The sequence below is a fragment of the Variovorax sp. GW821-FHT09D05 genome, from assembly GCF_059416325.1.
Genome location: NZ_JBWKOZ010000006.1, coordinates 349,469 through 372,781, shown reverse-complemented (window position 1 = coordinate 372,781; position 23,313 = coordinate 349,469). Strand labels below are relative to the sequence as shown.

Annotated in this window: 21 protein-coding genes; 2 read left to right on the top strand and 19 right to left on the bottom strand. The window is 64.7% G+C overall.

The window, feature by feature from the left end:
• The first annotated feature begins 13 nt into the window (after positions 1–13).
• On the top strand, positions 14–454 hold the full coding sequence (aroQ, locus tag AC07O3_RS18740) for a type II 3-dehydroquinate dehydratase (RefSeq protein WP_093051415.1): 441 nt from the start codon (positions 14–16) through the stop codon (positions 452–454).
• 11 nt (positions 455–465) lie between these two features.
• Here the strand turns inward: aroQ and AC07O3_RS18735 are convergent, their stop codons facing one another.
• The 19 genes from AC07O3_RS18735 to AC07O3_RS18645 form a co-directional block, all read right to left on the bottom strand.
• On the bottom strand, positions 466–1,998 hold the full coding sequence (locus tag AC07O3_RS18735) for a SpoVR family protein (RefSeq protein ID WP_093051412.1): 1,533 nt from the start codon (positions 1,996–1,998) through the stop codon (positions 466–468).
• Positions 1,995–3,287: a YeaH/YhbH family protein gene (locus AC07O3_RS18730; RefSeq protein ID WP_093051409.1), complete on the bottom strand. Its 1,293-nt coding sequence runs from the start codon at positions 3,285–3,287 to the stop codon at positions 1,995–1,997. Before AC07O3_RS18730 ends, AC07O3_RS18735 begins: the two co-directional genes overlap by 4 nt.
• Before the next feature lie 51 nt (positions 3,288–3,338).
• Positions 3,339–5,261, bottom strand: a complete 1,923-nt coding sequence (locus AC07O3_RS18725) for a PrkA family serine protein kinase (protein ID WP_093051862.1) — start codon at positions 5,259–5,261, stop codon at positions 3,339–3,341.
• Positions 5,262–6,023: 762 nt separating this feature from the next.
• Positions 6,024–7,163, bottom strand: a complete 1,140-nt coding sequence (gene dnaJ / locus AC07O3_RS18720) for a molecular chaperone DnaJ (RefSeq protein WP_093051406.1) — start codon at positions 7,161–7,163, stop codon at positions 6,024–6,026.
• Between the two features lie 108 nt (positions 7,164–7,271).
• The gene (gene dnaK / locus AC07O3_RS18715; RefSeq protein WP_093051403.1) at positions 7,272–9,209 is read right to left on the bottom strand and encodes a molecular chaperone DnaK; all 1,938 of its coding nucleotides are present in this window, start codon (positions 9,207–9,209) and stop codon (positions 7,272–7,274) included.
• 121 nt (positions 9,210–9,330) lie between these two features.
• The gene (gene grpE, locus AC07O3_RS18710; RefSeq protein WP_093051400.1) at positions 9,331–9,903 is read right to left on the bottom strand and encodes a nucleotide exchange factor GrpE; all 573 of its coding nucleotides are present in this window, start codon (positions 9,901–9,903) and stop codon (positions 9,331–9,333) included.
• 151 nt (positions 9,904–10,054) lie between these two features.
• Positions 10,055–10,405, bottom strand: a complete 351-nt coding sequence (locus AC07O3_RS18705; protein WP_013540334.1) for an FKBP-type peptidyl-prolyl cis-trans isomerase — start codon at positions 10,403–10,405, stop codon at positions 10,055–10,057.
• Between the two features lie 84 nt (positions 10,406–10,489).
• Entirely contained in the window at positions 10,490–10,921 is a 432-nt protein-coding gene (locus tag AC07O3_RS18700; protein WP_093077949.1) for a winged helix-turn-helix transcriptional regulator, read from the bottom strand.
• Between the two features lie 136 nt (positions 10,922–11,057).
• Positions 11,058–11,909 carry an archaetidylserine decarboxylase gene (asd, locus tag AC07O3_RS18695; RefSeq protein ID WP_495340006.1) on the bottom strand — a complete coding sequence of 284 codons (852 nt, stop codon included), beginning with the start codon at positions 11,907–11,909 and terminating at the stop codon, positions 11,058–11,060.
• A 104-nt stretch (positions 11,910–12,013) separates the two neighbouring features.
• Complete coding sequence (locus AC07O3_RS18690) at positions 12,014–13,009, bottom strand: Bug family tripartite tricarboxylate transporter substrate binding protein (protein ID WP_495340005.1); 996 nt, start codon at positions 13,007–13,009, stop codon at positions 12,014–12,016.
• Between the two features lie 36 nt (positions 13,010–13,045).
• Positions 13,046–14,113 carry a lactonase family protein gene (locus AC07O3_RS18685; RefSeq protein ID WP_495340004.1) on the bottom strand — a complete coding sequence of 356 codons (1,068 nt, stop codon included), beginning with the start codon at positions 14,111–14,113 and terminating at the stop codon, positions 13,046–13,048.
• Positions 14,114–14,124: 11 nt separating this feature from the next.
• Positions 14,125–15,102: a Bug family tripartite tricarboxylate transporter substrate binding protein gene (locus AC07O3_RS18680; RefSeq protein WP_093051388.1), complete on the bottom strand. Its 978-nt coding sequence runs from the start codon at positions 15,100–15,102 to the stop codon at positions 14,125–14,127.
• Between the two features lie 80 nt (positions 15,103–15,182).
• The gene (locus tag AC07O3_RS18675; RefSeq protein ID WP_093077767.1) at positions 15,183–15,944 is read right to left on the bottom strand and encodes an SDR family NAD(P)-dependent oxidoreductase; all 762 of its coding nucleotides are present in this window, start codon (positions 15,942–15,944) and stop codon (positions 15,183–15,185) included.
• Positions 15,945–15,978: 34 nt separating this feature from the next.
• Positions 15,979–17,562: a galactarate dehydratase gene (gene garD, locus AC07O3_RS18670; protein ID WP_495340003.1), complete on the bottom strand. Its 1,584-nt coding sequence runs from the start codon at positions 17,560–17,562 to the stop codon at positions 15,979–15,981.
• Positions 17,563–17,576: 14 nt separating this feature from the next.
• Entirely contained in the window at positions 17,577–18,872 is a 1,296-nt protein-coding gene (locus AC07O3_RS18665) for a TRAP transporter large permease (protein WP_093051379.1), read from the bottom strand.
• Between the two features lie 6 nt (positions 18,873–18,878).
• Positions 18,879–19,367: a TRAP transporter small permease gene (locus tag AC07O3_RS18660; protein WP_093051376.1), complete on the bottom strand. Its 489-nt coding sequence runs from the start codon at positions 19,365–19,367 to the stop codon at positions 18,879–18,881.
• 64 nt (positions 19,368–19,431) lie between these two features.
• Complete coding sequence (locus tag AC07O3_RS18655) at positions 19,432–20,409, bottom strand: TRAP transporter substrate-binding protein (protein WP_093051373.1); 978 nt, start codon at positions 20,407–20,409, stop codon at positions 19,432–19,434.
• 40 nt (positions 20,410–20,449) lie between these two features.
• A complete protein-coding gene (locus AC07O3_RS18650) occupies positions 20,450–21,346 on the bottom strand; it encodes an SMP-30/gluconolactonase/LRE family protein (protein ID WP_495340002.1) in 897 nt (298 codons plus the stop codon).
• Complete coding sequence (locus AC07O3_RS18645) at positions 21,336–22,151, bottom strand: NAD-dependent epimerase/dehydratase family protein (protein ID WP_426389386.1); 816 nt, start codon at positions 22,149–22,151, stop codon at positions 21,336–21,338. The genes AC07O3_RS18650 and AC07O3_RS18645 overlap by 11 nt, the downstream gene beginning before the upstream one ends.
• Before the next feature lie 224 nt (positions 22,152–22,375).
• Here AC07O3_RS18645 and AC07O3_RS18640 point away from each other — a divergent pair, with 224 nt between their 5' ends.
• Complete coding sequence (locus AC07O3_RS18640) at positions 22,376–23,242, top strand: FadR/GntR family transcriptional regulator (protein WP_495340001.1); 867 nt, start codon at positions 22,376–22,378, stop codon at positions 23,240–23,242.
• Positions 23,243–23,313: the final 71 nt, after the last annotated feature.

Here is a 23,313-nt window from a genome sequence, read left to right as displayed (position 1 = left end):
ACCCTCATCCATCATGAAGAAAATCCTCGTCCTCAACGGCCCCAACCTCAACCTGCTCGGCACGCGCGAGCCCGAACAGTACGGACGCGACACGCTGGCCGACGTCGAGCGCCTGTGCAAGGACACGGGTGCGAAGCTGGGCGTGGAGATCGAATGCCGCCAGTCGAACCACGAAGGCGTGCTGATCGACTGGATCCAGGAAGCCGGCCGCGAAGTGGCGGCGGGCAACATGCTCGGCGTGGTGATGAACCCCGGCGCCTACACCCACACGTCGATCGCGCTGCACGATGCGATCAAGGGCGCGAGCGTGCCGCTGATCGAGCTGCACATCTCCAACGTGCACGCGCGCGAGGAGTTTCGCCACCACTCGTACATCTCGCCCGCGGCGAAGGGAATCATCGTGGGGCTGGGCGTGAAGGGCTACACCTTGGCCATCGCGGCCCTGGTGCCCTGACCCTCGTACTTCTAGTAGAGCTGCTTCGGCGCCGTGGCCTTCCAGCTGCGGCTGATGCGCCCGGCGCTGTCGATGCTTTCGAGGTGCACGTCGAAGCCCCAGAGCCGCGCGACGTGCTTCAGCACTTCTTCCGCCCCGTCGTGCAGCGGCAGGTTGTTGCGCTGCGTGTGACGCAGCGTCAGCGAACGGTCGCCGCGCGTGGCCACGCTCCACACCTGGATGTCGGGCTCGCGGCTGCTGATGTCGTACTGGCGTGACAGCGATTCGCGCAGCGCCTGGTAGCCGCTGTCGTCGTGGATGGCGGATACCTCCAGCTCGGCCTCGCTCTGGAAGTCGCGGATCGAGAACAGGCGGAAGTCGCGCATCGTCTTCGGGCTCAGGAACTGGCCGATGAAGCTCTCGTCCTTGAAGTTGCGCATCGCGTAGTCGAGCGTCTTGAGCCAGTCGCTGCCCGCGAAGTCGGGGAACCAGCGGCGGTCTTCCTCGGTCGGCTTCTCGCAGACGCGCCGCAGGTCGGTGTACATCGCGAAACCCAGCGCATACGGGTTGATGCCGCTGTAAGCGCGGTGTCCCACTGGCGGCTGGAAGATCACGCCCGTGTGCGAACTGAGCCATTCCATCATGAAGCCGTCGGCCAGCTGGCCGCGGTCGTACATGGTGTTGAGCAGCGTGTAGTGCCAGAAGGTGGCCCAGCCTTCGTTCATCACCTGGGTCTGACGCTGCGGGTAGAAGTACTGCGCGATCTTGCGCACGATGCGCACCACCTCGCGCTGCCAGGGTTCGAGCAGCGCGGCGTTCTTCTCGATGAAGTAGAGCAGGTTCTCCTGCGGCTCCGATGGAAAGCGTTTTGACGAATCGGACTCGGCTGCCTGCTCGCTCTTGCGCGGCAGCGTGCGCCACAGGTCGTTCACCTGCTGCTGCATGTGGCGTTCGCGCTCGGTACGTTGGGCGCTTTCTTGCGCCAGCGAGCGCTTCTGCGGGCGGCGATAGCGGTCGACGCCGTAGTTCATCAGCGCATGGCAGGAGTCGAGCAGTTCCTCGACCGCGTCGAGGCCGTGGCGCTCCTCGCACTCGGCGATGTAGTGCCGTGCGTAGACGAGGTAGTCGATGATGGACGACGCATCGGTCCACATGCGGAACAGGTAGTTGCCCTTGAAGAAGCTGTTGTGGCCGTAGGCCGCATGCGCGATCACCAGGGCCTGCATGGCCATGGTGTTTTCTTCCATCAGGTAGGCGATGCACGGATCGGAGTTGATGACGATCTCGTAGGCCAGCCCCATGTGCCCGCGGCGGTAGTTCTTCTCGGTGGCGATGAACTGTTTGCCGTACGACCAATGGCGATAGATCATCGGCATGCCCACGCTCGCGTAGGCGTCCATCATCTGTTCGGCCGTGATGACCTCGAGCTGGTTCGCGTACACGTCGAGGCCATAGCCCTTGGCGGTCTTGGCGATCTCGGTGTGATATGTCTCGATAAGGTCGAATGTCCAGTCGGAAGGGCTGGGCAGGCGTTCGAGCCGGGGGGGGACGATGATGGCGCTCATGACGTGACCCCTTCCTTCTTGAACAGGTCGCGGAAAACCGGATAGATGTCTTGCGCGTCAGACACCTTGCGCATGGCGAAGTTGGGCGCGACGCCCTCGAGCTGCTGGTACTCCTGCCACAGGTTCTGCTCGGTCTCGGCCACCTGCACGTAGGCGTAGTAGCGCACCACCGGCAGGATGTTCTCGACCAGCAGCTCGCGGCAGCGGCCGCTGTCCTGGTGCCAGTTGTCGCCGTCGCTGGCCTGCGCGCCGTACACGTTCCACTCGCCGCTGGGGTAGCGCGCCTTGATGATCTCGTCCATCAGTACCAGCGCGCTCGACACCACGGTGCCGCCGGTTTCGGTGGCGTGGAAGAACTCTTCTTCAGTCACCTCCTGCGCCTGCGTGTGGTGGCGCAGGAACACGAGGTCGATGGTCTCGTAGTGCCGCGTGAGGAACATGTACAGCAGCATGAAGAAGCGCTTGGCCATGTCCTTGCGCGCCTCGTCCATCGAGCCCGACACGTCCATGAGGCAGAACATCACGGCCTTGGCACTGGGCACCGGCGTCTTCACGCGGTTGCGGTAGCGCAGGTCGATGGGGTCGATGTAGGGCACGTGCCGCATGGTGCGGCGCAGCTCGGCGATGCGCTCTTCGGTCTCGCGGATTTCCTTCTGGATGAGCGCTGAAGTGACCTGCGGATGCAGCTTCAGGTGTTCGAGGTGCGCTTCCAGGCGCTTGAGCTCCTTGCGCGGTTCGCCGCCCAGCGCGATGCGGCGGGCGAGCGCACCGCGCATCGAGCGCACCACGTGCAGGTTGTTGGGAGAGCCATCGCTGGTGAAGCCGGCGCGGTGGCTCTTCCATTCCGGCACGTCGGCGATCTGCGTGCGAATGAGGTGCGGCAGCGCGAGGTCGTCGAAGAACACGCGCATGAACTCTTCGCGCGTGAGGCGGAAGACGAAGTCGTCCTCGCCTTCGCCGCTGTCGCTGGCCTCGCCGCTGCCGGAACCACCGCTGCCCCCGCCTTCGGGGCGCTTGATGCGGTCGCCTTTCAGGTACTCCTGATTGCCTGGGTGCACGTACTCGCGGTCGCCGCCGCGTGCATGCCCGAACACCGGCTCGGACACGTCGTGGCGCGGCAGGGTCACGTCTTCGCCTTGCTCCAGTTCGCGGATGTTGCGGCCGCTGACGGCGCGCCTCACCGCTTCCTGGATCTGCCCCTTGTAGCGCCGAAGGAAGCGCTCGCGGTTGCCAATGGACTTGTTCTTGCCCGATAGCCGGCGGTCGATGATCTGCTGCAGGATGGCCACGATGTTGTCAAAGCTCCTTGCAAAGAGAGAACGAACGAAGGGTCGTCTTTTTTATGAACTCTTGCGCACCCGCAGATACCACTCGCAGAGCAGGCGAACCTGCTTGGCCGTGTAGCCCTTCTCGACCATGCGGGTCACGAAGTCTTCGTGCTTCTTCTGTTCGTCGGCGCTGCTCTTGGTGTTGAAGCTGATCACCGGCAGCAGCTCTTCGGTGTTGGAGAACATCTTCTTCTCGATCACCGCGCGCAGCTTTTCGTAGCTGGTCCACGCCGGGTTGCGCCCCGCGTTGCCGGCCCGTGCGCGCAGCACGAAGTTGACGATCTCGTTGCGGAAGTCCTTCGGATTGCCGATGCCGGCGGGCCGCTCGATTTTTTCGAGTTCGCCATTGAGCGAGGCGCGATCGAACACTTCGCCGGTGTCGACGTCGCGGAACTCCTGGTCCTGGATCCAGTAGTCGGCGTAGGTGACGTAGCGGTCGAAGATGTTCTGGCCGTATTCGCTGTAGCTCTCGAGGTAGGCGGTCTGGATTTCCTTGCCGATGAACTCGGCATAGCGCGGCGCCAGCAGCTCCTTGATGTAGCTGATGTACTTCTGCTCGATCTCGGGCGCGAACTGCTCGCGCTCGATCTGCTGTTCGAGCACATACATCAGGTGCACCGGGTTCGCGGCCACTTCCGAGCTGTCGAAGTTGAAGACCTTCGAGATGATCTTGAAGGCGAAGCGCGTGGACACACCGCTCATGCCTTCGTCGACGCCCGCGTAGTCGCGGTACTCCTGGATCGACTTGGCCTTGGGGTCGGTGTCCTTGAGGTTCTCGCCGTCGTACACCTGCATCTTGCTGAAGGTGCTGGAGTTCTCGGGCTCCTTCAGGCGCGTGAGCACCGAGAGCTGGGCCATCATGCGCAGGGTGCCGGGAGCGCAGGGCGCCTGGGCCAGCGACGAGTTGCGCACCAGCTTCTCGTAGATCTTGATTTCTTCCGAGGCGCGCAGGCAGTAGGGCACCTTGACGATGTAGATCCGGTCGAGGAAGGCCTCGTTGTTCTTGTTGTTGCGGAAGGCCTTCCACTCGCTCTCGTTGCTGTGCGCGAGCACGATGCCGTCGAACGGGATGGCGCCAAAGCCTTCGGTGCCCTTGAAGTTGCTTTCCTGCGTTGCCGTGAGCAGAGGGTGCAGCACCTTGATGGGCGCCTTGAACATTTCCACGAACTCCAGCAGGCCCTGGTTGGCCAGGCACAGGCCGCCGGAGTAGGCGTAGGCGTCCGGATCGTCCTGGGCATAGGTTTCGAGCTTGCGGATGTCGACCTTGCCGACCAGCGAGGAAATGTCCTGGTTGTTCTCGTCGCCGGGCTCGGTCTTGGCGACGGCGATCTGCCGCAGCACCGACGGGAAGCGCTTGACGATCTTGAACTGGCGGATGTCGCCGCCGTACTCCTCAAGCCGCTTGACGGCCCAGGGCGAGAGAATTCGATTCAGGTACCGGCGGGGGATGCCGTATTCTTTTTCAAGGATCTCGCCGTCTTCGAGCGTGTCGAAGAGGCCGAGCGGGGATTCGTTCACCGGCGAGCCCTGGATGGCGTAGAAGGGCACGTGCTCCATCAACTGCTTCAGGCGTTCGGCGATCGAGCTCTTGCCGCCACCGACCGGGCCCAGCAGGTAAAGGATTTGCTTCTTTTCTTCCAGCCCCTGGGCTGCGTGTCGGAAATAGGACACCACCTGTTCTATGGCGTCTTCCATGCCATAGAACTCCTTGAACGCCGGATAGATCTTGATGACCTTGTTGGCGAAGATGCGCGAAAGACGGGGGTCGTTGCGCGTGTCGACCAGCTCCGGGTCGCCGATGGCCTTGAGCATGCGCTCGGAGGCAGTGGCGTAGGCCGTGGGGTCACGCTTGCAGATATCCAGGTAGTCCTGCAGCGAGATGACTTCCTCGCGGGTGCGCTCGTAGCGGGCGGCAAAGTTGCTGATCACATCCATGGTCACGCCTCCATCAAGTCAGTGGGCTTTTAGCCCGATGGCGTGCAGCAAAGGCCTTGCGCAACATTTAAAGGTGTGCCTGCCCATGGCTGCATGCCGCGGAAAACTCCCTTACAACAATCTGCTAACAATCAGCATAAAGCAAAGATTGAACCCGGCAAATCATTTGTTAATTCAGAACCACACGGACGAGTAAAGTTCAACGAAAAACAAGGAACAAATTTCCGGATTTCAGTTAAATTCAAAGGCTCGCTTTCCCAATTCTCCCCGGGTGAAAACACCTATGCCAAATGGCTATCGTCCGTTTTTGCCTTTTCTCCGGGAAAGCATCGCCTATTGAGCCTCGGGGCTCAAAAAAACGGGCGTCTCCTGCAATAACGCGCGGTCTGTCGTTTGGTTTATTGCACAGCCAAAAAAAATATAAAAGCAATCCTCGCGCCACTTTTTGATGGGCCGCTTGCGCGTGTTGGCGTGGGAAGGAAGCTTGGGCGCGGGTCGGCATGTACCGCGGAGGTGCAAGACGCACTGCCAATGTGCCTGCTACGGGCCTGGGAGGCCTGGATGCACCAGTCCGGCGACTCAAGCATGACAAAGGGCCGCTAAGCGGCCCTGGTTGGAGGTGGTGGCATCCACTGAAGTGAAGCCCCCGGCGTTACATATCTCAGATGGAGAACAGGTCCGACGTGTAACGCTGGCGCCGGATCAGGCAGGGATTCAGGCAGCCGGCCAGTCCCCGCACGCCTTTGGTGCTCACAAGCCAGCTCAGCTGAAGAATTCCTTCGCCTTGTCGAACCAGCCCTTGTCGGTCGGGCTGTGCTTCTCGCCGCCCTTCTTGAGCGACTCGTCGAGGTCCTTCAGCAGCTTGCGCTGGAACTCGGTGAGCTTCACCGGCGTCTCGACGCGCACGTGGCAGTAGAGGTCGCCGGGGTAGCTCGAGTTGACGCCCTTGATGCCTTTGCCGCGCAGGCGGAACTGCTTGCCGCTTTGCGTGCCTTCGGGAATGTCGATGGCCGCCGCGCCCTTGAGCGTGGGCACGTTGATCTCGCCGCCCAGTGCCGCCGTGGTCATGCTCACAGGCACCACGCAGTGCAGGTTGTCGCCGTCGCGCTCGAAGATGTCGTGTTTCCTGAGCCGGATCTCGATGTACAGGTCGCCCGGCGGGCCGCCGTTGACGCCGGGCTCGCCGCTGCCGGTCACGCGCATGCGCTGGCCGTCGTCGATGCCTGCGCGGATCTTCACTTCGAGCGTCTTGTTGCGCTTGATCTTGCCCTGGCCGTGGCACACGGTGCAGGGCTCGGGAACGATCTTGCCGCTGCCGTGACAGGTAGGGCAGGTCTGCTGCACGCTGAAGAAGCCCTGGCGCATTTGCACCGCGCCCGCGCCGTGGCAGGTCGTGCAGGTGATGGGCTTGGTGCCGGGCTTCGCGCCCGAGCCATGGCAGGTGTCGCACTCGTCCCAGGTGGGGATGCGGATCTCGGTGGTCTTGCCTTCTGCAGCCTCTTCGAGCGAGATCTCCATCGCGTAGCTCAGGTCGCTGCCGCGGAATACCTGGCGGCCGCTGCTGGTGCGGCCTCGGCCGCCGCCACCGAACACGTCGCCGAAGATGTCGCCGAAGGCTTCCGCGAAACCGCCGAAGCCTTCCGCGCCCGGGCCGCCGCGCATGTTGGGGTCGACGCCGGCATGGCCGTACTGGTCGTAGGCCGCGCGCTTCTGTCCGTCGGACAGCATTTCGTAGGCTTCCTTCACCTCCTTGAACTTGGCCTCGGCCTCCTTCGAGGTGTCGCCGTGGTTGCGGTCGGGGTGGTGCTTCATCGCAAGCTTGCGATAAGCCTTCTTGATTTCTTCCTCGCTCGCGTTCTTGGGGACGCCGAGGGTTTCGTAGTAGTCGCGTTTGGTGGCCATGGCAGGTCGATCAGCAGATCAGGGAAGCAGCGGGAACTCGGGTAACTTGAAGCGAGAAAGGCTGGAGCACCTTTTCAGGTGTTCCAGCCTTGCTCAAGGGACTGAAGATCAGCCCTTCTTGACTTCCTTCACTTCGGCGTCGACCACGTTGTCGTCGGCCTGCGCGCTTGCAGCAGCTTCCGCGCCACCCGGGCCGGAGGCGGCCGAGGCGCCGGCCGCGGCCTGCGATTCGGCGTACATCTTCTCGCCCAGCTTCTGGCTTGCGGTCATCAGCGTGTTGGTCTTTTCCTCGATCGCGGTCTTGTCTTCACCCTTGAGGGCTTCTTCCAGGTCCTTGATCGCTGCTTCGATCGCGTCCTTCTCGGCGGCTTCGAGGCTTGCACCATGTTCGCCCAGCGACTTCTTCACGCTGTGCACCATTGCCTCGCCCTGGTTGCGCGCCTGCACGATTTCGAGCTTCTTCTTGTCGTCTTCGGCGTTGAGTTCGGCGTCCTTCACCATCTTCTGGATCTCGTCCTCGGACAGGCCCGAGCTCGCCTTGATGGTGATCTTGTTTTCCTTGCCGGTGCCCTTGTCCTTCGCGCCGACGTGCAGGATGCCGTTGGCGTCGATGTCGAAGCTCACCTCGATCTGCGGCGTGCCGCGCGATGCCGGAGGAATGCCTTCAAGATTGAATTCGCCGAGCGCCTTGTTGCCCGCGGCGATGTCGCGCTCGCCCTGGAACACCTTGATGGTCACGGCCGGCTGGTTGTCTTCGGCGGTCGAGAAGGTCTGCGCGAACTTAGTCGGGATCGTCGTGTTCTTGGCGATCATCTTCGTCATCACGCCGCCCATCGTTTCGATGCCCAGCGACAGCGGGGTCACGTCGAGAAGCAGCACGTCCTTGCGGTCGCCCGAGAGCACCTGGCCCTGGATGGCGGCGCCGACAGCCACGGCTTCGTCGGGGTTCACGTCCTTGCGCGGCTCCTTGCCGAAGAAGGCCTTCACCTTGTCCTGCACCTTGGGCATGCGGGTCATGCCGCCGACCAGGATCACGTCGTTGATGTCGCCCACGCTGATGCCGGCGTCCTTGATGGCCACGCGGCAGGGAGCGATGGTGCGCTCGATCAGCTCGTCGACCAGGCTTTCGAGCTTGGCGCGGGTGAGCTTGATGTTCAGGTGCTTCGGACCCGAGGCATCGGCCGTGATGTAGGGCAGGTTGATGTCGGTCTGCGCGCTGTTCGACAGTTCGATCTTGGCCTTTTCAGCGGCTTCCTTCAGGCGCTGCAGGGCCAGCACGTCCTTGCTCAGGTCGACGCCCTGGTCCTTTTTGAACTCACCGATGATGTAGTCGATGATGCGCTGGTCGAAGTCTTCGCCGCCCAGGAAGGTGTCGCCGTTGGTCGACAGCACTTCGAACTGCTTCTCGCCGTCGACGTCGGCAATTTCGATGATCGACACGTCGAAGGTACCGCCGCCGAGGTCATACACGGCGATCTTGCGGTCGGCCTTGTCCTGCTTGTCGAGGCCGAAGGCCAGGGCGGCAGCGGTGGGCTCGTTGATGATGCGCTTGACGTCCAGGCCCGCGATGCGGCCGGCGTCCTTGGTGGCCTGGCGCTGGGCGTCGTTGAAGTAGGCCGGCACCGTGATCACGGCTTCGGTCACGGTTTCGCCGAGGTAGTCTTCGGCGGTCTTCTTCATCTTGCGCAGGATGTCGGCGCTGACCTGTTGCGGGGCCATCTTCTTGCCGCGCACTTCCACCCATGCGTCGCCGTTGTCGGCCTTGGCGATGGTGTAGGGCATCAGGTCGATGTCCTTCTGGACTTCCTTTTCCTCGAACTTGCGGCCGATCAGTCGCTTGATCGCGTACAGCGTGTTCTTGGGGTTGGTAACGGCCTGGCGCTTGGCCGAGGCACCGACCAGCACTTCACCGTCTTCCTGGTACGCGACGATCGACGGCGTGGTGCGCGCACCTTCCGAGTTCTCGATCACACGCGTGGTGTTGCCTTCCATGATCGACACGCACGAGTTGGTGGTGCCGAGGTCGATGCCGATGATCTTTGCCATGTTCTTTACTCCTGAAAGCCTGAAAAATATGTTGTTATGAACTTGTGGATAACCCGTCGCGATTCAAGGTATGAAGCGGGGATTTCCTGTGGGAATCTTGTGTGCTGGCGAATGCCGCGGATTACTTCGGCGCGCTGACCGTGACCAGCGCCGGGCGCAGCACGCGCTCGTTGATGGTGTAGCCCTTCTGCAGCACGCTCACCACGGTGTTCGGCTCCTGGTCGGCGGGCACCACCGAGATGGCCTGGTGTTGGTGCGGGTCGAACTTGGTGCCGGGTGCGGGGGCCACTTCGATCACCTTGTTGCGTTCGAGCGCGCTCTTGAGCTGGCGCAGCGTGGCTTCGGCGCCTTCGCGGATCTGCTCGGGGGTGGCGTCCTTGATGGCCAGGCCGGCTTCGAGGCTGTCGGTCACCGGCAGCAGGCTCTCGGCAAAGGCCTCGACGGCGAACTTGCGGGCCTTGGTGATCTCGTCGTCGGCGCGGCGACGGGCGTTCTGCACATCGGCCTGGGCGCGCAGGTACTGGTCGGCCAGTTCGGCATTCTTGGTCTGCAGGGCGGCGAGCTCGCCTTGTGCCACGGCCAGGGCGTCGAGCGCCTCGGCTTCATTGGCGGCGTGCGCAGCCTCCAGTTCTTCGGGGCTTGGCTCGCCTTGCAGCATTTGAGAATTCTGTGCGGATTGTTGCGGGTCAGACATTTTTCAAAGAACCGGCGTGTGCCGGAAAACAAACGTTAGCCAGCCACATGGGGCTGGCCCAAAGCATTTCAAGCGAAAAAACGCGGCCAAAAGGGCCGCGGAGGCATGAAAAAGGCCCGGAATCGGGCCTTGGAGCCGTCGGCTCGAATGCTCAGTGTGCGTCCAGGAGCTCGACGTCGAACTTCAGCGTGGCGTTCGGCGGGATCACGCCGCCGGCGCCGCGAGCGCCATAGCCCAGCGATGCGGGAATGATCAGCGTGCGCTTGCCGCCGATCTTCATGCCGGCCACGCCTTCGTCCCAGCCCTTGATGACCTGGCCCGCGCCCAGCGAGAACGCGAACGGGTCGTTGCGGTCGCGGCTCGAATCGAACTTGGCGCCTTGCACGCCGTCGTTGTAGAGCCAGCCGGTGTAGTGCACGTGCACGTGCTGGCCAGCCTTGGCTTCGGCGCCGGTGCCGACTTCGGTGTCTTCGTATTGCAGGCCGGAGGGAGTGGTGGGCATGAGAAACGCTCCTTGCGTCGATGTGAGATCAGTGGATCGAAGGCGCGGAGTTTACCGATGCCGGACAGACAGGCCTGTGGTCCGTCAGCTCTGGCTGGTGTCGTCGGAAGGGGGCGCGGGTGTGGACGCAGGTGCCGCCACCGGGGCCGGAGCGGGTGCGGCCGCTGGAGAAACCGGCGCGGCGGGCGATGCGACCGCTGCAGGTGCCGCTGCTTTCTTGAGTTGTCCCAGTTGCCATTTGCCGGCAAAAGCCTGCAGGTCGGAAAGGCGCTTTAGCAGGTCCTGGCCGCTGAGCGTGAGGCTGTAGCCGTCGCTGCCGTGGCCGACGATGCCGGCTTCGCGCAGTTCCTTGATGCGGGTGTTGAGCGTGTTGGGAGTGATGCTGCCCACGCTGTCCTGAAGCAAACGGAAGGTCTGCGCATGGCCGTCGCGCAGGGCCCAGAGCACGCGCAGCGCGTAGCGGGCTTCGAGCAGGGCGAGCAACTGGCTGACGGCTGCGTTTTCCTTGGTACTCATCGACATCATCTCCTCGAAGCGTTCTTGTGGTTGGTATGAACCGTCTCGTTGGCCGGCGACTATAGCGCAATCGATGAGGATGCTACTAGTTTTATAGCTGTCAGGGCATGCTGCATGCGGGTTGTGAGACAAACACTCACAAATTGGTGTAGTTGGCCATGGCTTCGCCCAGGCGGATCGCGCGGGTGGGCGACCAGCCCGGGTTGAAGGCCAGCGCGGGCGCCGGGAACAGCATGACGACCGTCGACCCGAGCAAGAAACGGCCCATCTCGTCGCCCTTGCGGATGTCGATCTGCTGGTCGGTGTAGTGCCACTCGCGCAGCTCGCCCACGCGCGGCGGATTGACCACGCCATGCCACACGGTGGCCATGCTGCCGACGATGGTGGCGCCCACCAGCACCAGCACGAAGGGCCCATGCGCCGATTCGAAGACGCACACCACGCGCTCGTTGCGCGCGAACAGGCCGGGCACGCCGCGCGCCGTGGTGGGGTTCACCGAGAACAGGTCGCCCGGCACATGGATCATGCGCACAAGCCGCCCGTCGCAGGGCATGTGGATGCGGTGGTAGTCCTTGGGGCTCAGGTACAGCGTGGCGAAGCTGCCGTGCGCGAACTTCGCGGCCAGCGTAGCGTCGCCGCCAACCAGCGCGGTGGTCGTGTAGTTGTGGCCCTTGGCCTGGAAAATCTGGTCGCCCTGGATCGCGCCGAACTGGCTGATCGCGCCGTCTACCGGGCAGACCAGGTCGGCCTGCGCGAGCGGCCGCGCACCGGGCTTGAGTGCGCGCGTGAAGAACTGGTTGAAGCTCTTGTAGTGCTGGATGTCCGACTCGAGCGCCTCGCCCATGTCCACGCCGTACTTGGCCACGAAGCGCCGGATGATCCACGTCGTCACGGCGCCCCGTTCCTTGCCCGCAACCCAGCCGGCGAAATTGGTCAGGGCCTGCTTGGGGAACAGGTATTGGGGCAGTACGGCAGAGCGGTCGGACACGTGGGGAAGGCCTGGAATGCGGAATCGGAGGGGCATTCTATAAAGCGCTTCTTCCTCGGGGCGTAGGAAGCTTCCCTTGGTTCGCCCGGCCCGCAGTCAGCCGGTCAATCGGCCTTGATGCCTGCCGCCTTGATCACCTGCGCCCACTTCTCCACCTCGGCCTTCTGGAACGCCGCGATCTGCGCGGTGCTCAGGTCGGTCGGCTCCATGCCGAAGCCCTTGAGCTTGTCCTGCATCTCGGGCGTTGCGAGGATCTTGCGGATCTCGGTGTGCAGCCTGTCGACGACCGGTGCAGGCGTGCCCGCAGGCACGAAGATCGCCTGCCACGACACCACCTCGAAGTCTTGCAGTCCCGGCACGCCCGACTCGGCCACCGTCGGCACGTCGGGCATCGAGGCCAGGCGCTTCGACGATGTGACGGCAATCGCGCGCAGCTTGCCGCTCTGGATGTGCGGACCCGCGACCACCGTGGTGTCGAACATCATGTCGACCTGTCCGCCGATCACGTCCTGGATCGCCGGGCCGCTGCCCTTGTACGGAATGTGAGTGAACTTCACGCCCGACTTGAAGGCCAGCAGTTCCAGCGCCAGGTGCTGCGAAGTGCCCGTGCCGGCCGAGGCCGACGAGAGCCCGCCCGTCTTGGCCTTGCTGGCCGCGATCACGTCCTTCAGCGTCTTGTACGGGCTCGCTTGGTTCACCACCAGCACCACCGGGTTGGTGCCGATGAGCGTCACCGGCGCGAACGACTTCTGCGGGTCGTAGCCGATCTTTGGATACAGGCTCACGTTGATTGCGTGCGAGCTGATGGTGCCGCCGATCAGCGTGAAGCCGTCCGGCGCCGCACGCGCGCCGACTTCCGAGCCAACGCTGCCGCCGGCGCCGCCCTTGTTGTCGATGATCACGCTGGTGCCCAGCACGGTGCCGAGCTTCTGCCCGATCAGCCGGCCCAGCACGTCGGTGGTGCCGCCCGCGGGAAAGGGCACGAGGTAAGTGATGGCCTTGCCCGTCGGCCAGTTGTTGCTGCTCTGCGCGAAGGCCACCGGAAGACCGGCGGCGAGCGAAGAGGCGAGGGCGGTGCGAATGAGTGTGCGGCGTTGCATGCGAAGGTCTCCTATTGAAGTGTGGTGCGGTGCCCGTCAGGGCATGTCGACGATCTCGATCCAGTTCGGGTTCTTGCCCACGTCCAGGTGCTGGGGCTTGCCCAGCGCACCGGTGGCGACGTCGATGGTGTAGAGCGAGATGCCGTTCGACTCCTGCCCTGCGGCAATCAGGTAGCGGCCGGTGGCATCGATGGCGAAGCCGCGCGGTGTTTTCTCGGTCGGGGTCTGTCCGAGCGGCTGAAGCTGCCCCGTGGCGGCATCGACCTTGAATGTCGAGAGAGTGCTCGACGTGCGCTCCGACGCGTACAGGTAGCGCCCGTCGGGTGTCAGGTGCAGGTCGGCGGCCCAGGGCTTGCCGGTGAAGCCGGCGGGCAGCGTGGTCGTGCTCTGTTCGAGCTTGAGCGTGCCGCGCGCGGCATCCCACGCGAACACGTGCAGCGCCGCGTCGAGTTCGTCCAGCAGATAGACGTGCCGCTGCGCCTTGTCCCAGACGAAGTGGCGCGGGCCCGCCTTCGCGGCGGTGGTGGTCAGCGGCGGATCGTTGGGCGACAGCAATCCTTTCTCCGCATCGAAGCGCCAGCTCGACACGTTGTCGCCGCCGAGGCTGGTGGCGAGTACGAAACGATTGCTCGCGTCCGCATGGATCGCGTGCGCGTTGGGCCCGGTCTGGATCAGCTGGTGAATGGGGCCCACCACGCCGTCTTTGCCGATGGCATTGACCGTGATCTTGCCGCCCTGATACGAGGCCGCGAAGAGCCATTTGCCGCTCGCGTCCAGGTCGATGTTGGCCATGCTGTCGGCCAGCGGCGCCTCGCCGAGCTTCTGCAGTTTTCCGGTGGCGCCGTCGATCGACAGCGCGGTCACGCGAAACGGCTGCGAGCGCAGCGCGGCGTACAGCATGCGCTTGTCATGGCTCACCACCATCGGCATCACGGTGCCGCCGACGTTCAGCGTCTGAACGGGCTTGAGCGCGCCCTGGGCCCGGTCGAGTTCGAGCACCGAGATTTCCTGGCTGTCGGCGTTCGACACATAGACCCAGGTCGCGGCCGAGGCCTGGCCGATGGCGGCCAGCCACAGCAGCGATGCGATGGTTGTTTTCTTCATGGCTGTGCGGCTCAGGGCTTGATGTTGAGCTTGGTGATGAGCTGCTTGAAGTACACGTTGTCCTTCGCCAGCGTTTCCTTGAACACGGCACCGTCGGTGTAGACATAGCCCAGGTTCTGCTTGTCCATTACCTCGTGCATCAGCGGCTCGGCGGCGGTCTTCGCGGTGATCTCGCGCAGCTTCGCCATCACTTCGGGCGGCGTGTTCTTCGGCGCGCCGAGGCCGCGCCAGGTGCCGATCGACAGGTCGATGCCGCGCTCCTTGGCGGTAGGCACTTTCTCGAAGCCCTTCACGCGCTTGTCGGCCATCACCATCAGCACCTTGAGCTTGCCGCCCTGCACGTGCGTCGTCACCTCGGCCGGGCTCACCGCCACGGCTTCGATGTGGCCGCCGAGCAGCGCCAGCACGGCGGGTGCTGCGCCCTGGAACGGAATGTGGCCGAACTTGGCGCCGGTCTTGTCTTCCAGTGCTGCGGCAGCAAGGTGCCAGATCGAGCCGTTGCCCGAATTGCCCACGCGCACGCTCTCGGGTGATTTCTTCGCGGCGGCGAGGAATTCCTCGATGGTGTTCCACGGCGCGTCGGCCTTCACCGTGATCGCGGCCGGGTCGGCGTTGAGCTGTGCGATGGGCTGGAAGTCGTCGTAGTTGAACTTGGCCAGGCCCAGGTGCGGCAGCGTCAGCAGCTCGACCGTGAGCACCGCGAGCTTGTAGCCGTCGGGCTTGGCGTTGATCACTTCCGTCCAGCCGATGGCGCCGCCCGCGCCGGGGCGGTTGACGATCACGATGCTCTGCGAGATGTGCTTGCGGCTCGCCTCGGCGAATGCGCGCGCCAGCCCGTCGGTGCCGCCGCCGGGCTGGTAGGGCACCAGCAGCTCGATCGTGCGGTTCGGAAAATCGGCCTGCGCCGCGGCCGGCGCGGCCAGCCCGAGCGAGAGCACGGCCGTGGCCGAGAGGGCGGCGATGCCGCGAAGAAGTTGGCTTCTCTTCATGATGTCTTTGTCTCCGTTGTTGATCTGATCCTTCAGCCCCGGGGTGTTTCCTCTGTGGGCTTCCTCACTGTCCTCGCGCGTCAGGGCATGTACTGGCCTCCGTTCACCTCGATCACCTGCCCGGTGACATAGCCCGAGAGTTGTTCCGAGGCGAGATAGAGGAAAGCGCCCACGCATTCCTCGGGCTCGCCGATGCGGCCCATCGGAATGCTGGCGCGGAAGTTCTCCAGCATCGCGGGCGTCGAGAAGCGGTCCTGGAACGGCGTCTGGATGACGCCCGGTGCCACCGCGTTCACGCGGATGCGGTCGCCCACCAGTTCCTTCGCCAGGCCGTGCGTCGCCGTGCTCACGAAGCCCTTCGAGCCCGCATAGAGGTACGCGGCCGGCCCGCCGCCGGTGCGCGCCGCGACCGAGGTCACGTTGATGATGTTGCCGCCGCCCTGCGTGCGCATCAGCGGAACCACCTCGCGGCAGAACGCGAGCACCGAGCGCGCGTTGATGTGCATCACCTCGTCGAACAGCGCATCGTCGAACTCGGCGATGGGCACGCGCTTGACCAGGCTGCCGGCGTTGTTCACCAGCACGTCGATGCGGCCGAACTGCGCCGCGGCCTGCTTCACGCAGTCGCGGATCGCGGCCGTGTCGCGCACGTCGGCCTTCAGCGCGAAGGCCGTGCCGCCGGCCGCGCGGATGGTGTCGACCACGCGGTTCGCTGCATCGGCCGAGCTGTTGTAGTGCACCGCCACGCGCATGCCGCGTGCGGCGAATGCGATGGCCACCGCGGCGCCGATGCCGGTGCTGGCACCGGTGACGAGCGCGGTCTTGTCCTTGAGGTCTTCCATGTCGTCGCTCCGTGTCTGAAGGGAATGAAAAGAGTCAGGTGACCGGGGCCGGGTTGAACAGCACCAGTGCGTTGTGCAGCTTCCAGTGCTCGGCCCAGGTTTTCTTGCGGCCGCTGGCCACGTCGAGCATCAGGTGGAACATCTCCCAGCCGATGTCCTCGATGGTGGCGTCGCCGTCGGCGATGCGGCCCGCGTTCACGTCCATCAGGTCGTGCCAGCGGCGCGCGAGGTCGCTGCGCGTGGCGACCTTGATCACCGGCACTTCGGCCAGCCCGTAGGGCGTGCCGCGGCCGGTGGTGAACACGTGCAGGTTGATGCCGGCCGCCAGCTGCAGCGTGCCGCAGATGAAGTCACTGGCTGGCGTGGCGGCGTAGATCAGGCCCTTCTGCGTTGCCTTCTCGCCGGGCGCGAGCACGCCGGTGATAGGGGCCGAGCCCGACTTGACGATGGAGCCCATCGCTTTCTCGACGATGTTCGACAGCCCACCCTTCTTGTTGCCCGGCGTGGTGTTGGCGCTGCGGTCGACGCGGCCCTTCTCCAGGTAGGCGTCGTACCAGGCCATCTCGCGGATCATGGCCTCGGCCACCTCGGGCGTGGATGCGCGCGAGGTGAGCTGGTCGATGCCGTCGCGCACCTCGGTCACTTCCGAGAACATCACGGTGGCGCCTGCGCGCACCAGCAGGTCGGTGCAGAAGCCCACGGCGGGGTTGGCGGTGACGCCCGAGAAGGCGTCGCTGCCGCCGCACTGCACGCCCACCACCAGCTCGCTGGCGGGCACGGTTTCGCGCTTGCGCTTGTTGAGCCGCGCGAGGTGTTCCTCGGCCTGCCGCATGACCGAATCGATCATCGACATGAAGCCGACGTGCTCGTCGTCCTGCAGGCAGACCACGTCGAGTTCCGCGTCACCTTGCTTGCCTTCGTCTTCGCCGCGCTTGTCGACGATGGGAATGCTCCCCGGCGGCAGCAGGCGCTCGGGCTGCAGCTTCTCGCAGCCCAGGCTCACCACCATCACCTCGCCGCCGAAGTTCGGATTGAGGCTGATGTTGCGCAGCGTGCGGATCGGCACGATGGCATCGGGCGCATCGATGGCCACGCCGCAGCCGTAGGTGTGCGCCAGCGCCACCACGTCGTCGACGTTCGGGTACTTGGGCAGCAACTCGGCCTTGATGCGCTGCACCGCGAAGTCGGTCACGCCGGCCACGCACTGCACCGTCTGCGTGATGGCCAGGATGTTGCGCGAACCCACCGAGCCGTCGGCGTTGCGATAGCCCTCGAAGGTGTAGCCCTCCAGCGGCGGAAGGGCAGGGGGCTTGACCGTGGCGATGGGCAGGCCGTCGAGCTCGGGCGCGGTCGGCATGCGCATCACGCGCTCGTGCACCCAGCTGCCGCGCGGCAGCGCCTTCAGCGCGTAGCCGATCACCACGTCGTAGCGGCGGATGGCGTCGCCTTCGGCCAGGTCGACCAGCGCGACCTTGTGGCCTTGCGGCACGTTGTCCACCAGCCGAAGGCCGTCGGCGAACTCCGCGCCGGCCTTAAGCCCGCCGTCGTTCGCGACGATGGCCACGTTGTCTGCCGCGTGGATGCGGATGTAGAGCGGTGGGCGGGTGGGTTCGGACATCGTGGGCTCCTTGCTTACTTCACGACCATGAACATGCTGGGCAGCCAGGTCGAGAACGCGGGAACGAATGTGACCACTCCCAGCGCAAAGATCAATGCCCCGTAGAACGGCCAGATGGTCTTCATCACCGTGCCCACAGACACCCCGCCGATCGCGCAGCCGACGAACTGCGTCGTGCCCACCGGCGGCGTGTTCAGGCCCAGCGCGCAGTTGATCAGCATCACGATGCCGAACTGCACCGAGGTCATGCCGTAGTGCTGGGCAATGGGCAGGAAGATCGGCGTGCACAGCAGGATGGTGGCCGCCATGTCCAGGAAGGTGCCGAGCACGAACAGGATGATGTTGATCAGCAGGAAGATCACCCACGGCGTGCTGGTTACCTGCGACAGCATCTCGCCCGTGAGCTCGGCCACGCCGTACAGGCTGATGAGGTAGCCGAAGGTGCTGGAGATGCCGATCAGCAGCAGGATCACGCCCGTGGTGCGCACCGCCTTCGAGGCCGCCTTGATGAAGTGTTCCCACTTCAGCGTGCGGTACACGAAGATCGTGAGGCCCAGCGCATACAGCACGGCCACCGCCGCAGACTCGGTTGCCGTGAACACGCCCGACAGGATGCCGCCGAGGATCAGCACCACGATGAACAGGCCGGGCAGCGCCGCCGCGAACGAGCGCGCCACGATGGACCAGCCCGGGAAGCTGCCGGCCGGATAGCCGCGCTTCACTGCCACCAGGTAGGCGGCCGCGAGATTGCTGATGGTGAGCACGGCCGCCGGCAGCAGCGCCGCCAGGATCAGCGCCGCGATCGACACCTTGCCGCCCGCTGCCAGCGAATAGATGATCAGGTTGTGGCTGGTCGGCATCAGCGCGCCGACCAGTGCCGCATGGGTCGTCACGTTGACTGCGTAGTCGGCGTGATAGCCCTCCTTCTTCATCATCGGGATCATCACGGCGCCCATGGCTGAGACGTCCGCCACGGGCGAGCCCGAGACGCCGCCGAACAGCGTGCAGGCCACCACGTTCGACATGCCGAGGCCGCCGCGCACGTGGCCCACGAGGTCGCGCGCCAGGTTGACGATGCGGTCCGCGATGCCGCCGTAGAGCATCAGCTCGCCGGCGAAGATGAAGAACGGAATGGCCAGGAACGAGAAGATGCCCATGCCGGAGGTCATCTGCTGGAAGCCGACCGCCAGCGGCAGGCCTTCATAGAGCAGCGTGGCCAGGGCCGACAGGCCGATGGAAAAAGCGACCGGCACGCCCAGCAGCAGGAAGAGCGTGAACGAGATGCAGAGAATGAGCAGAGGAATGGTCATGGTGGCTCAGGCCCAGGCAGGTTCGACTTCGCGGCCTTGGGCGAGCGCGATGATGTGTTCGATGGAGAACATCACGATGAGGACGCCCGACACGGCGGCGGGCACGTACTTCCAGCCCTCGGAGATCCAGAGCGTGGGCAATCTGTAGTCCCACACCGATTCGGCGAGCGAGGCGCAGTTCCAGGCCATGGCAATGCCGAACAGCAGGATCAGTGCGTGGATGAGGTATTCCATCTTCAGCCGCAGCCAGTCGGGCGCGAGCACGAGGAAGGATTCGAGTCCGATGTGGCCCGCGTCGCGCACGCCCACGGCCACGCCGAGCATCGTGACGTAGAGCACCAGCAGCAGCGCGAGGCTTTCGGCCCAGGTAGGAGTGTTGTTGAGCACGTAGCGGCCGAACACCTGCCAGCTCACGGCGCAGATCACCGCGACGAGGCCGAAGATGCCCAACCACATGCAGGCACGTGCGAGGGTGCGGCAAAGTTTGGTGTACATAAATTTTCTTTGCCCTTCCCCCGAGGGGGAAGGAGGAGAGCGGGTCGAGTCGACGAGGGCGGGCTTACTTCGTGTCCTGCACGCGCTTGACGAGGTCTTTCAGCTTCGCGTCGGTGATGAACTTGTCGTACACCGGCTTCATCGCTGCCTGGAACGGAGCCTTGTCGACTTCGATGATCTCGGCGCCGCCGGCCTTCACCGTGGCCAGCGACTTCACTTCACGCTCTTCCCACTGCTTGCGCATGTAGGGCACTGATTCCTTGGCGGCCTGGCGGATCCAGCCCTGCTCTTCGGTCGAAAGCTTGTCCCACACGCGCTTGGAGAACAGCAGCATCTCGGGCGCCATGGAGTGCTCGGTCTTGCTGTAGTACTTGGCCACTTCGAAGGCGCGCGCGCTTTCATACGTGGGGTAGTTGTTCTCGGCGGCGTCGATGAGGCCGGTCTTCAGGCCCGTGTAGACCTCGCCCATCGGCATTGGCGTGGCGTTGGCGCCCATGGCTTCGAGCATCGACACCCACAGGTCGGACTGCTGCACGCGGACCTTCAGGCCCTTCATGTCGGCGAAGGTGCGCACCGGCTTCTTGGCCGTGAACATCGAACGCGCGCCGCTGTCGTAGTAGGCCAGGCCGATGAAGCCCTGCTTCTCGCACGACTTCAGGATCTCTTCGCCGATCGGGCCGTCGAGCACCTTGTGCAGGTGGTCGACCGAGCGGAACAGGAAGGGCATGGTCGGCACCTGCGTCTCGGCGCAGATGTTGTTCATGGGCGCGATGTTCACGCGCACCATCTGCAGCGCACCGATCTTGGTCTGCTCGATCGTGTCTTTCTCGCTGCCGAGCGAACTGTTGTTGAACACCTTGATGCTGTGCTTGCCGCCCGACAGCGCCTTCAGGCGCTCGCTCATGAACTTCACCGCGGTCACGGTGGGGTAGTCGTCGGGGTGGATGTCGGCCGAACGGAACTCGGTGGCGTGTGCAGCCAGTGTGGTCAGCGCGGCTGCGGCGCACGCGGAAAGTGCGATCAGGGTCTTGGTGAATTTCATTTGTCTCATCCTCTGCTTGGTGGTTGTCGAAAAAGGTTCTTCAGGTGCCGAAGGCCGGTTCGGGAACACCCGCGATGCCGGTGCCGGGCCGCAGCGCGAACACGCCGCCGGCCAGCGGCTGGTCGGACAGGTCGATGCCGCCGGGTCGTATGGAGGTGACGAACAGGGTGTCGAGGGCCGGGCCACCGAAGGCGCACATCGCGGGCTTCTTCACCGGCACTTCGAGCGAGCGGTCGAGCCGGCCGTCGGGCGTGAAGCGGTGCACCAGGCCCGCGTCGTTGCCGCAGATCCAGTAGCAGCCGTCGGTATCCATGGCGGCGCCGTCGGGGCGGCCGGGCAGGGGCTTCATGTCGATGAAGAGGCGGCGGTTGCTTGGCGCGCCGGTTTCCGTGTCGTAGTCGAAGGCCCAGACGGCCTGCACCGTGGGGTGCGAATCCGAGAGATACATCGTGCGGCCGTCGGGGCTGAAGGCCAGGCCGTTGGGCACGATGAGGTCGTCGAGGCGCAGAGCGGCGCTCTTGTCACCCTTGCCGTAGCTGTAGAGGCGGCCGACGCGTGCGCCCGCCGCCATGTCCAGCAGCATCGTGCCGGCCCAGAAGCGGCCCTGGCGGTCGCAGCGGCCATCGTTGAAGCGCATGGCCGGGGCTGCGTGTTCGACCGGGGCGAGCGAGGTGGCGGCCAGCGTGCCGTCGGCCTGCGGCTTCAGCGAGAACAGGCCGCTTTCCATGCCGGCGATCCATTCGCCCGGCGCATCGGCGCGCGGCGCGATGCAGGCGACCATTTCGTTCGCCGTCCACTGCGCATGGCCTTCGCTCGCGTGCCAGCGGTTCAGCGTGCGCGCGGGAATATCGACCCAGTAGAGCGCCTGTTCGACCGCGTGCCACACCGGGCTCTCGCCGGTGCCGTTGCGAGCGTCGAGAACGAGCTCAGCTTGCATCGCCGAAGGGGCCCTGTGCGGTGAAGGCTCCGCCCTGGTAGATCGCGTTCGGATCGGTCGGCGGGACGGGCGGCTGCGCCTCGACCTTGTCGCGGAACACCTCCGAGCTGTCCTGCGGCACGAAGCCCAGGTGCGCGGCCGCACTGTTGTCCCACCACACGTCGCGGTTGTTCGACATGCCGTAAACCACGGTGTGCTTCACGTCAGGCGTGAACAGCGACTTCTCGATCAGCGAGGTCAGGTCACGGTAGCTTAGCCAGGTGCTCATCATCCGGCGGTTGGCCGGCTCGGGAAACGAGGAGCCGATGCGGATGCTTACGGTCTCGATGCCCCAGCGGTCGAAGTAGAACTGCGCCATGTCCTCGCCGAAGGACTTCGACAGGCCGTAGTAGCCGTCGGGCCGGCGCACGGCATGCGCGTCGATGTGCTCGCTCTGCTTGTAGAAGCCGATCACGTGGTTCGAGCTCGCAAACACCACGCGCTTCACGCCGTGGCGGCGCGCGGCCTCGTAGACGTTGAAGATGCCCTTGATGTTGGCTTCGAGGATTTCCTCGAAAGGCCGCTCGACCGAGACGCCGCCCAGGTGGACGATGGCGTCGCAGCCTTCGAGCAGCGCATGCACCGCGGCCTTGTCGGAAAGATCGCACGGCACGACTTCCTCGTGCGCATCGGCGGCCGGGGCCAGCGACGCGATGTCCGACAGGCGCAGCACGTTTGCATAGGGCTTGAGCCGCTCGCGCAGCACCTTGCCCAGGCCGCCGGCCGCGCCGGTCAGGAGGAGGCGGTTCATCTTGTTGTCGTTCATCGTTGCCTGTCCATACACGGAAGAGTCATGGTTTCCGAGGGCCCGCCGTCACGGTGCTTTTCTGAAAGCGGCCGGTACGATGCCGACGGAGCAAGGTCGAAAGGGCGCTGCATGTCGGTGCCGTGGAGACCGGAAAGCCGCTGGCGGAATGGCCGGCGGCGCCAGGAGTTGAGTGATAAGTTATCTGTTGTCGTACAACTAGTTTGAGGATTATCATCGTGGCCATGGTTCAGACGACTGCGGGTAATCCCTTGATATCGGAAGCGGAGGCGCCGGCGGAAACGGCGTCTGCTGCTTTCGTGGGCCGTCCGCGCCAGCGCGCACGCGGCCTGGCGCATGGGCTGGTGGAAGACCTGGGCGAGAAGATCCGCAACCAGTCGCTGCGGCCCGGCGACAAGCTGCCGACCGAGTCGGCCATCATGCAGGCCTATGGCGTGAGCCGCACCGTGGTGCGCGAGGCGCTGTCGAAGCTGCAGGCCGGCGGGCTGGTCGAGACGCTGCACGGCGTGGGCACCTTCGTGCTGCAGCCGCGGGCCGGCGGGGTGTTCCGCCTCGATCCCGGCGAGATCGCCGCCTCGGTCGACGTGCTGGCCGTGCTGGAGCTGCGCATCAGCCTGGAGACCGAATCGGCCGGCCTCGCCGCCACCCGCCGCACCGACGAGCAACTGGTCGCCATGCGCCAGGCGCTCGACGACTTCGAGCACAACGTGGCAGCGGCGGGGGACACGGTGGCGCCCGACTTCCGCTTTCACCTGCAGATCGCGCAGTCGACCGGCAACCCGTATTTCGCCGACATCATGCGGCACCTGGGCACCACGCTCATTCCGCGCACGCGCATCAGCGCCATCCGAACGCACGAGGGTGGTGGCGCGCCTTACCTGAGCCGCGTCAATCGCGAGCACGAAGAAATCTACGCGGCCATCGCGCGCCGCGATCCCGAGTCGGCGCGCGCTGCCATGCGCATCCACCTGACCAACAGCCGCGAGCGGCTGCGCATGGCGCAAGAGGCCGCGCAGCAGAAGGCGAAAGCCGATGCGGCCGCCGGTACGGGTGCGGCTGCACCGGCGCCTGACGACGCTCCCTCCCGCTGAGTTTTTCTTGTCTTGCCCGCTGGACAAGTTGTTTTTCTAGTTGTACGATGACTGATAACTCGCACGGCCAG

Bases quoted from the DNA above. Each gene is read 5' to 3' on its own strand.
- garD (WP_495340003.1), bottom strand. From the start codon at position 17,562: ATGTCCGAACCCACCCGCCCACCGCTCTACATCCGCATCCACGCGGCA.
- AC07O3_RS18680 (WP_093051388.1), bottom strand. From the start codon at position 15,102: ATGAAGAGAAGCCAACTTCTTCGCGGCATCGCCGCCCTCTCGGCCACG.
- AC07O3_RS18640 (WP_495340001.1), top strand. From the start codon at position 22,376: ATGGTTCAGACGACTGCGGGTAATCCCTTGATATCGGAAGCGGAGGCG.
- AC07O3_RS18655 (WP_093051373.1), bottom strand. From the start codon at position 20,409: ATGAAATTCACCAAGACCCTGATCGCACTTTCCGCGTGCGCCGCAGCC.
- AC07O3_RS18665 (WP_093051379.1), bottom strand. From the start codon at position 18,872: ATGACCATTCCTCTGCTCATTCTCTGCATCTCGTTCACGCTCTTCCTG.
- AC07O3_RS18650 (WP_495340002.1), bottom strand. From the start codon at position 21,346: ATGCAAGCTGAGCTCGTTCTCGACGCTCGCAACGGCACCGGCGAGAGC.
- AC07O3_RS18725 (WP_093051862.1), bottom strand. From the start codon at position 5,261: ATGGATGTGATCAGCAACTTTGCCGCCCGCTACGAGCGCACCCGCGAG.
- AC07O3_RS18660 (WP_093051376.1), bottom strand. From the start codon at position 19,367: ATGTACACCAAACTTTGCCGCACCCTCGCACGTGCCTGCATGTGGTTG.
- AC07O3_RS18705 (WP_013540334.1), bottom strand. From the start codon at position 10,405: ATGCCCACCACTCCCTCCGGCCTGCAATACGAAGACACCGAAGTCGGC.
- aroQ (WP_093051415.1), top strand. From the start codon at position 14: ATGAAGAAAATCCTCGTCCTCAACGGCCCCAACCTCAACCTGCTCGGC.
- AC07O3_RS18700 (WP_093077949.1), bottom strand. From the start codon at position 10,921: ATGAGTACCAAGGAAAACGCAGCCGTCAGCCAGTTGCTCGCCCTGCTC.
- AC07O3_RS18675 (WP_093077767.1), bottom strand. From the start codon at position 15,944: ATGGAAGACCTCAAGGACAAGACCGCGCTCGTCACCGGTGCCAGCACC.
- grpE (WP_093051400.1), bottom strand. From the start codon at position 9,903: ATGTCTGACCCGCAACAATCCGCACAGAATTCTCAAATGCTGCAAGGC.
- AC07O3_RS18685 (WP_495340004.1), bottom strand. From the start codon at position 14,113: ATGAAGAAAACAACCATCGCATCGCTGCTGTGGCTGGCCGCCATCGGC.
- AC07O3_RS18645 (WP_426389386.1), bottom strand. From the start codon at position 22,151: ATGAACGACAACAAGATGAACCGCCTCCTCCTGACCGGCGCGGCCGGC.
- dnaK (WP_093051403.1), bottom strand. From the start codon at position 9,209: ATGGCAAAGATCATCGGCATCGACCTCGGCACCACCAACTCGTGCGTG.
- AC07O3_RS18690 (WP_495340005.1), bottom strand. From the start codon at position 13,009: ATGCAACGCCGCACACTCATTCGCACCGCCCTCGCCTCTTCGCTCGCC.
- AC07O3_RS18735 (WP_093051412.1), bottom strand. From the start codon at position 1,998: ATGAGCGCCATCATCGTCCCCCCCCGGCTCGAACGCCTGCCCAGCCCT.
- dnaJ (WP_093051406.1), bottom strand. From the start codon at position 7,163: ATGGCCACCAAACGCGACTACTACGAAACCCTCGGCGTCCCCAAGAAC.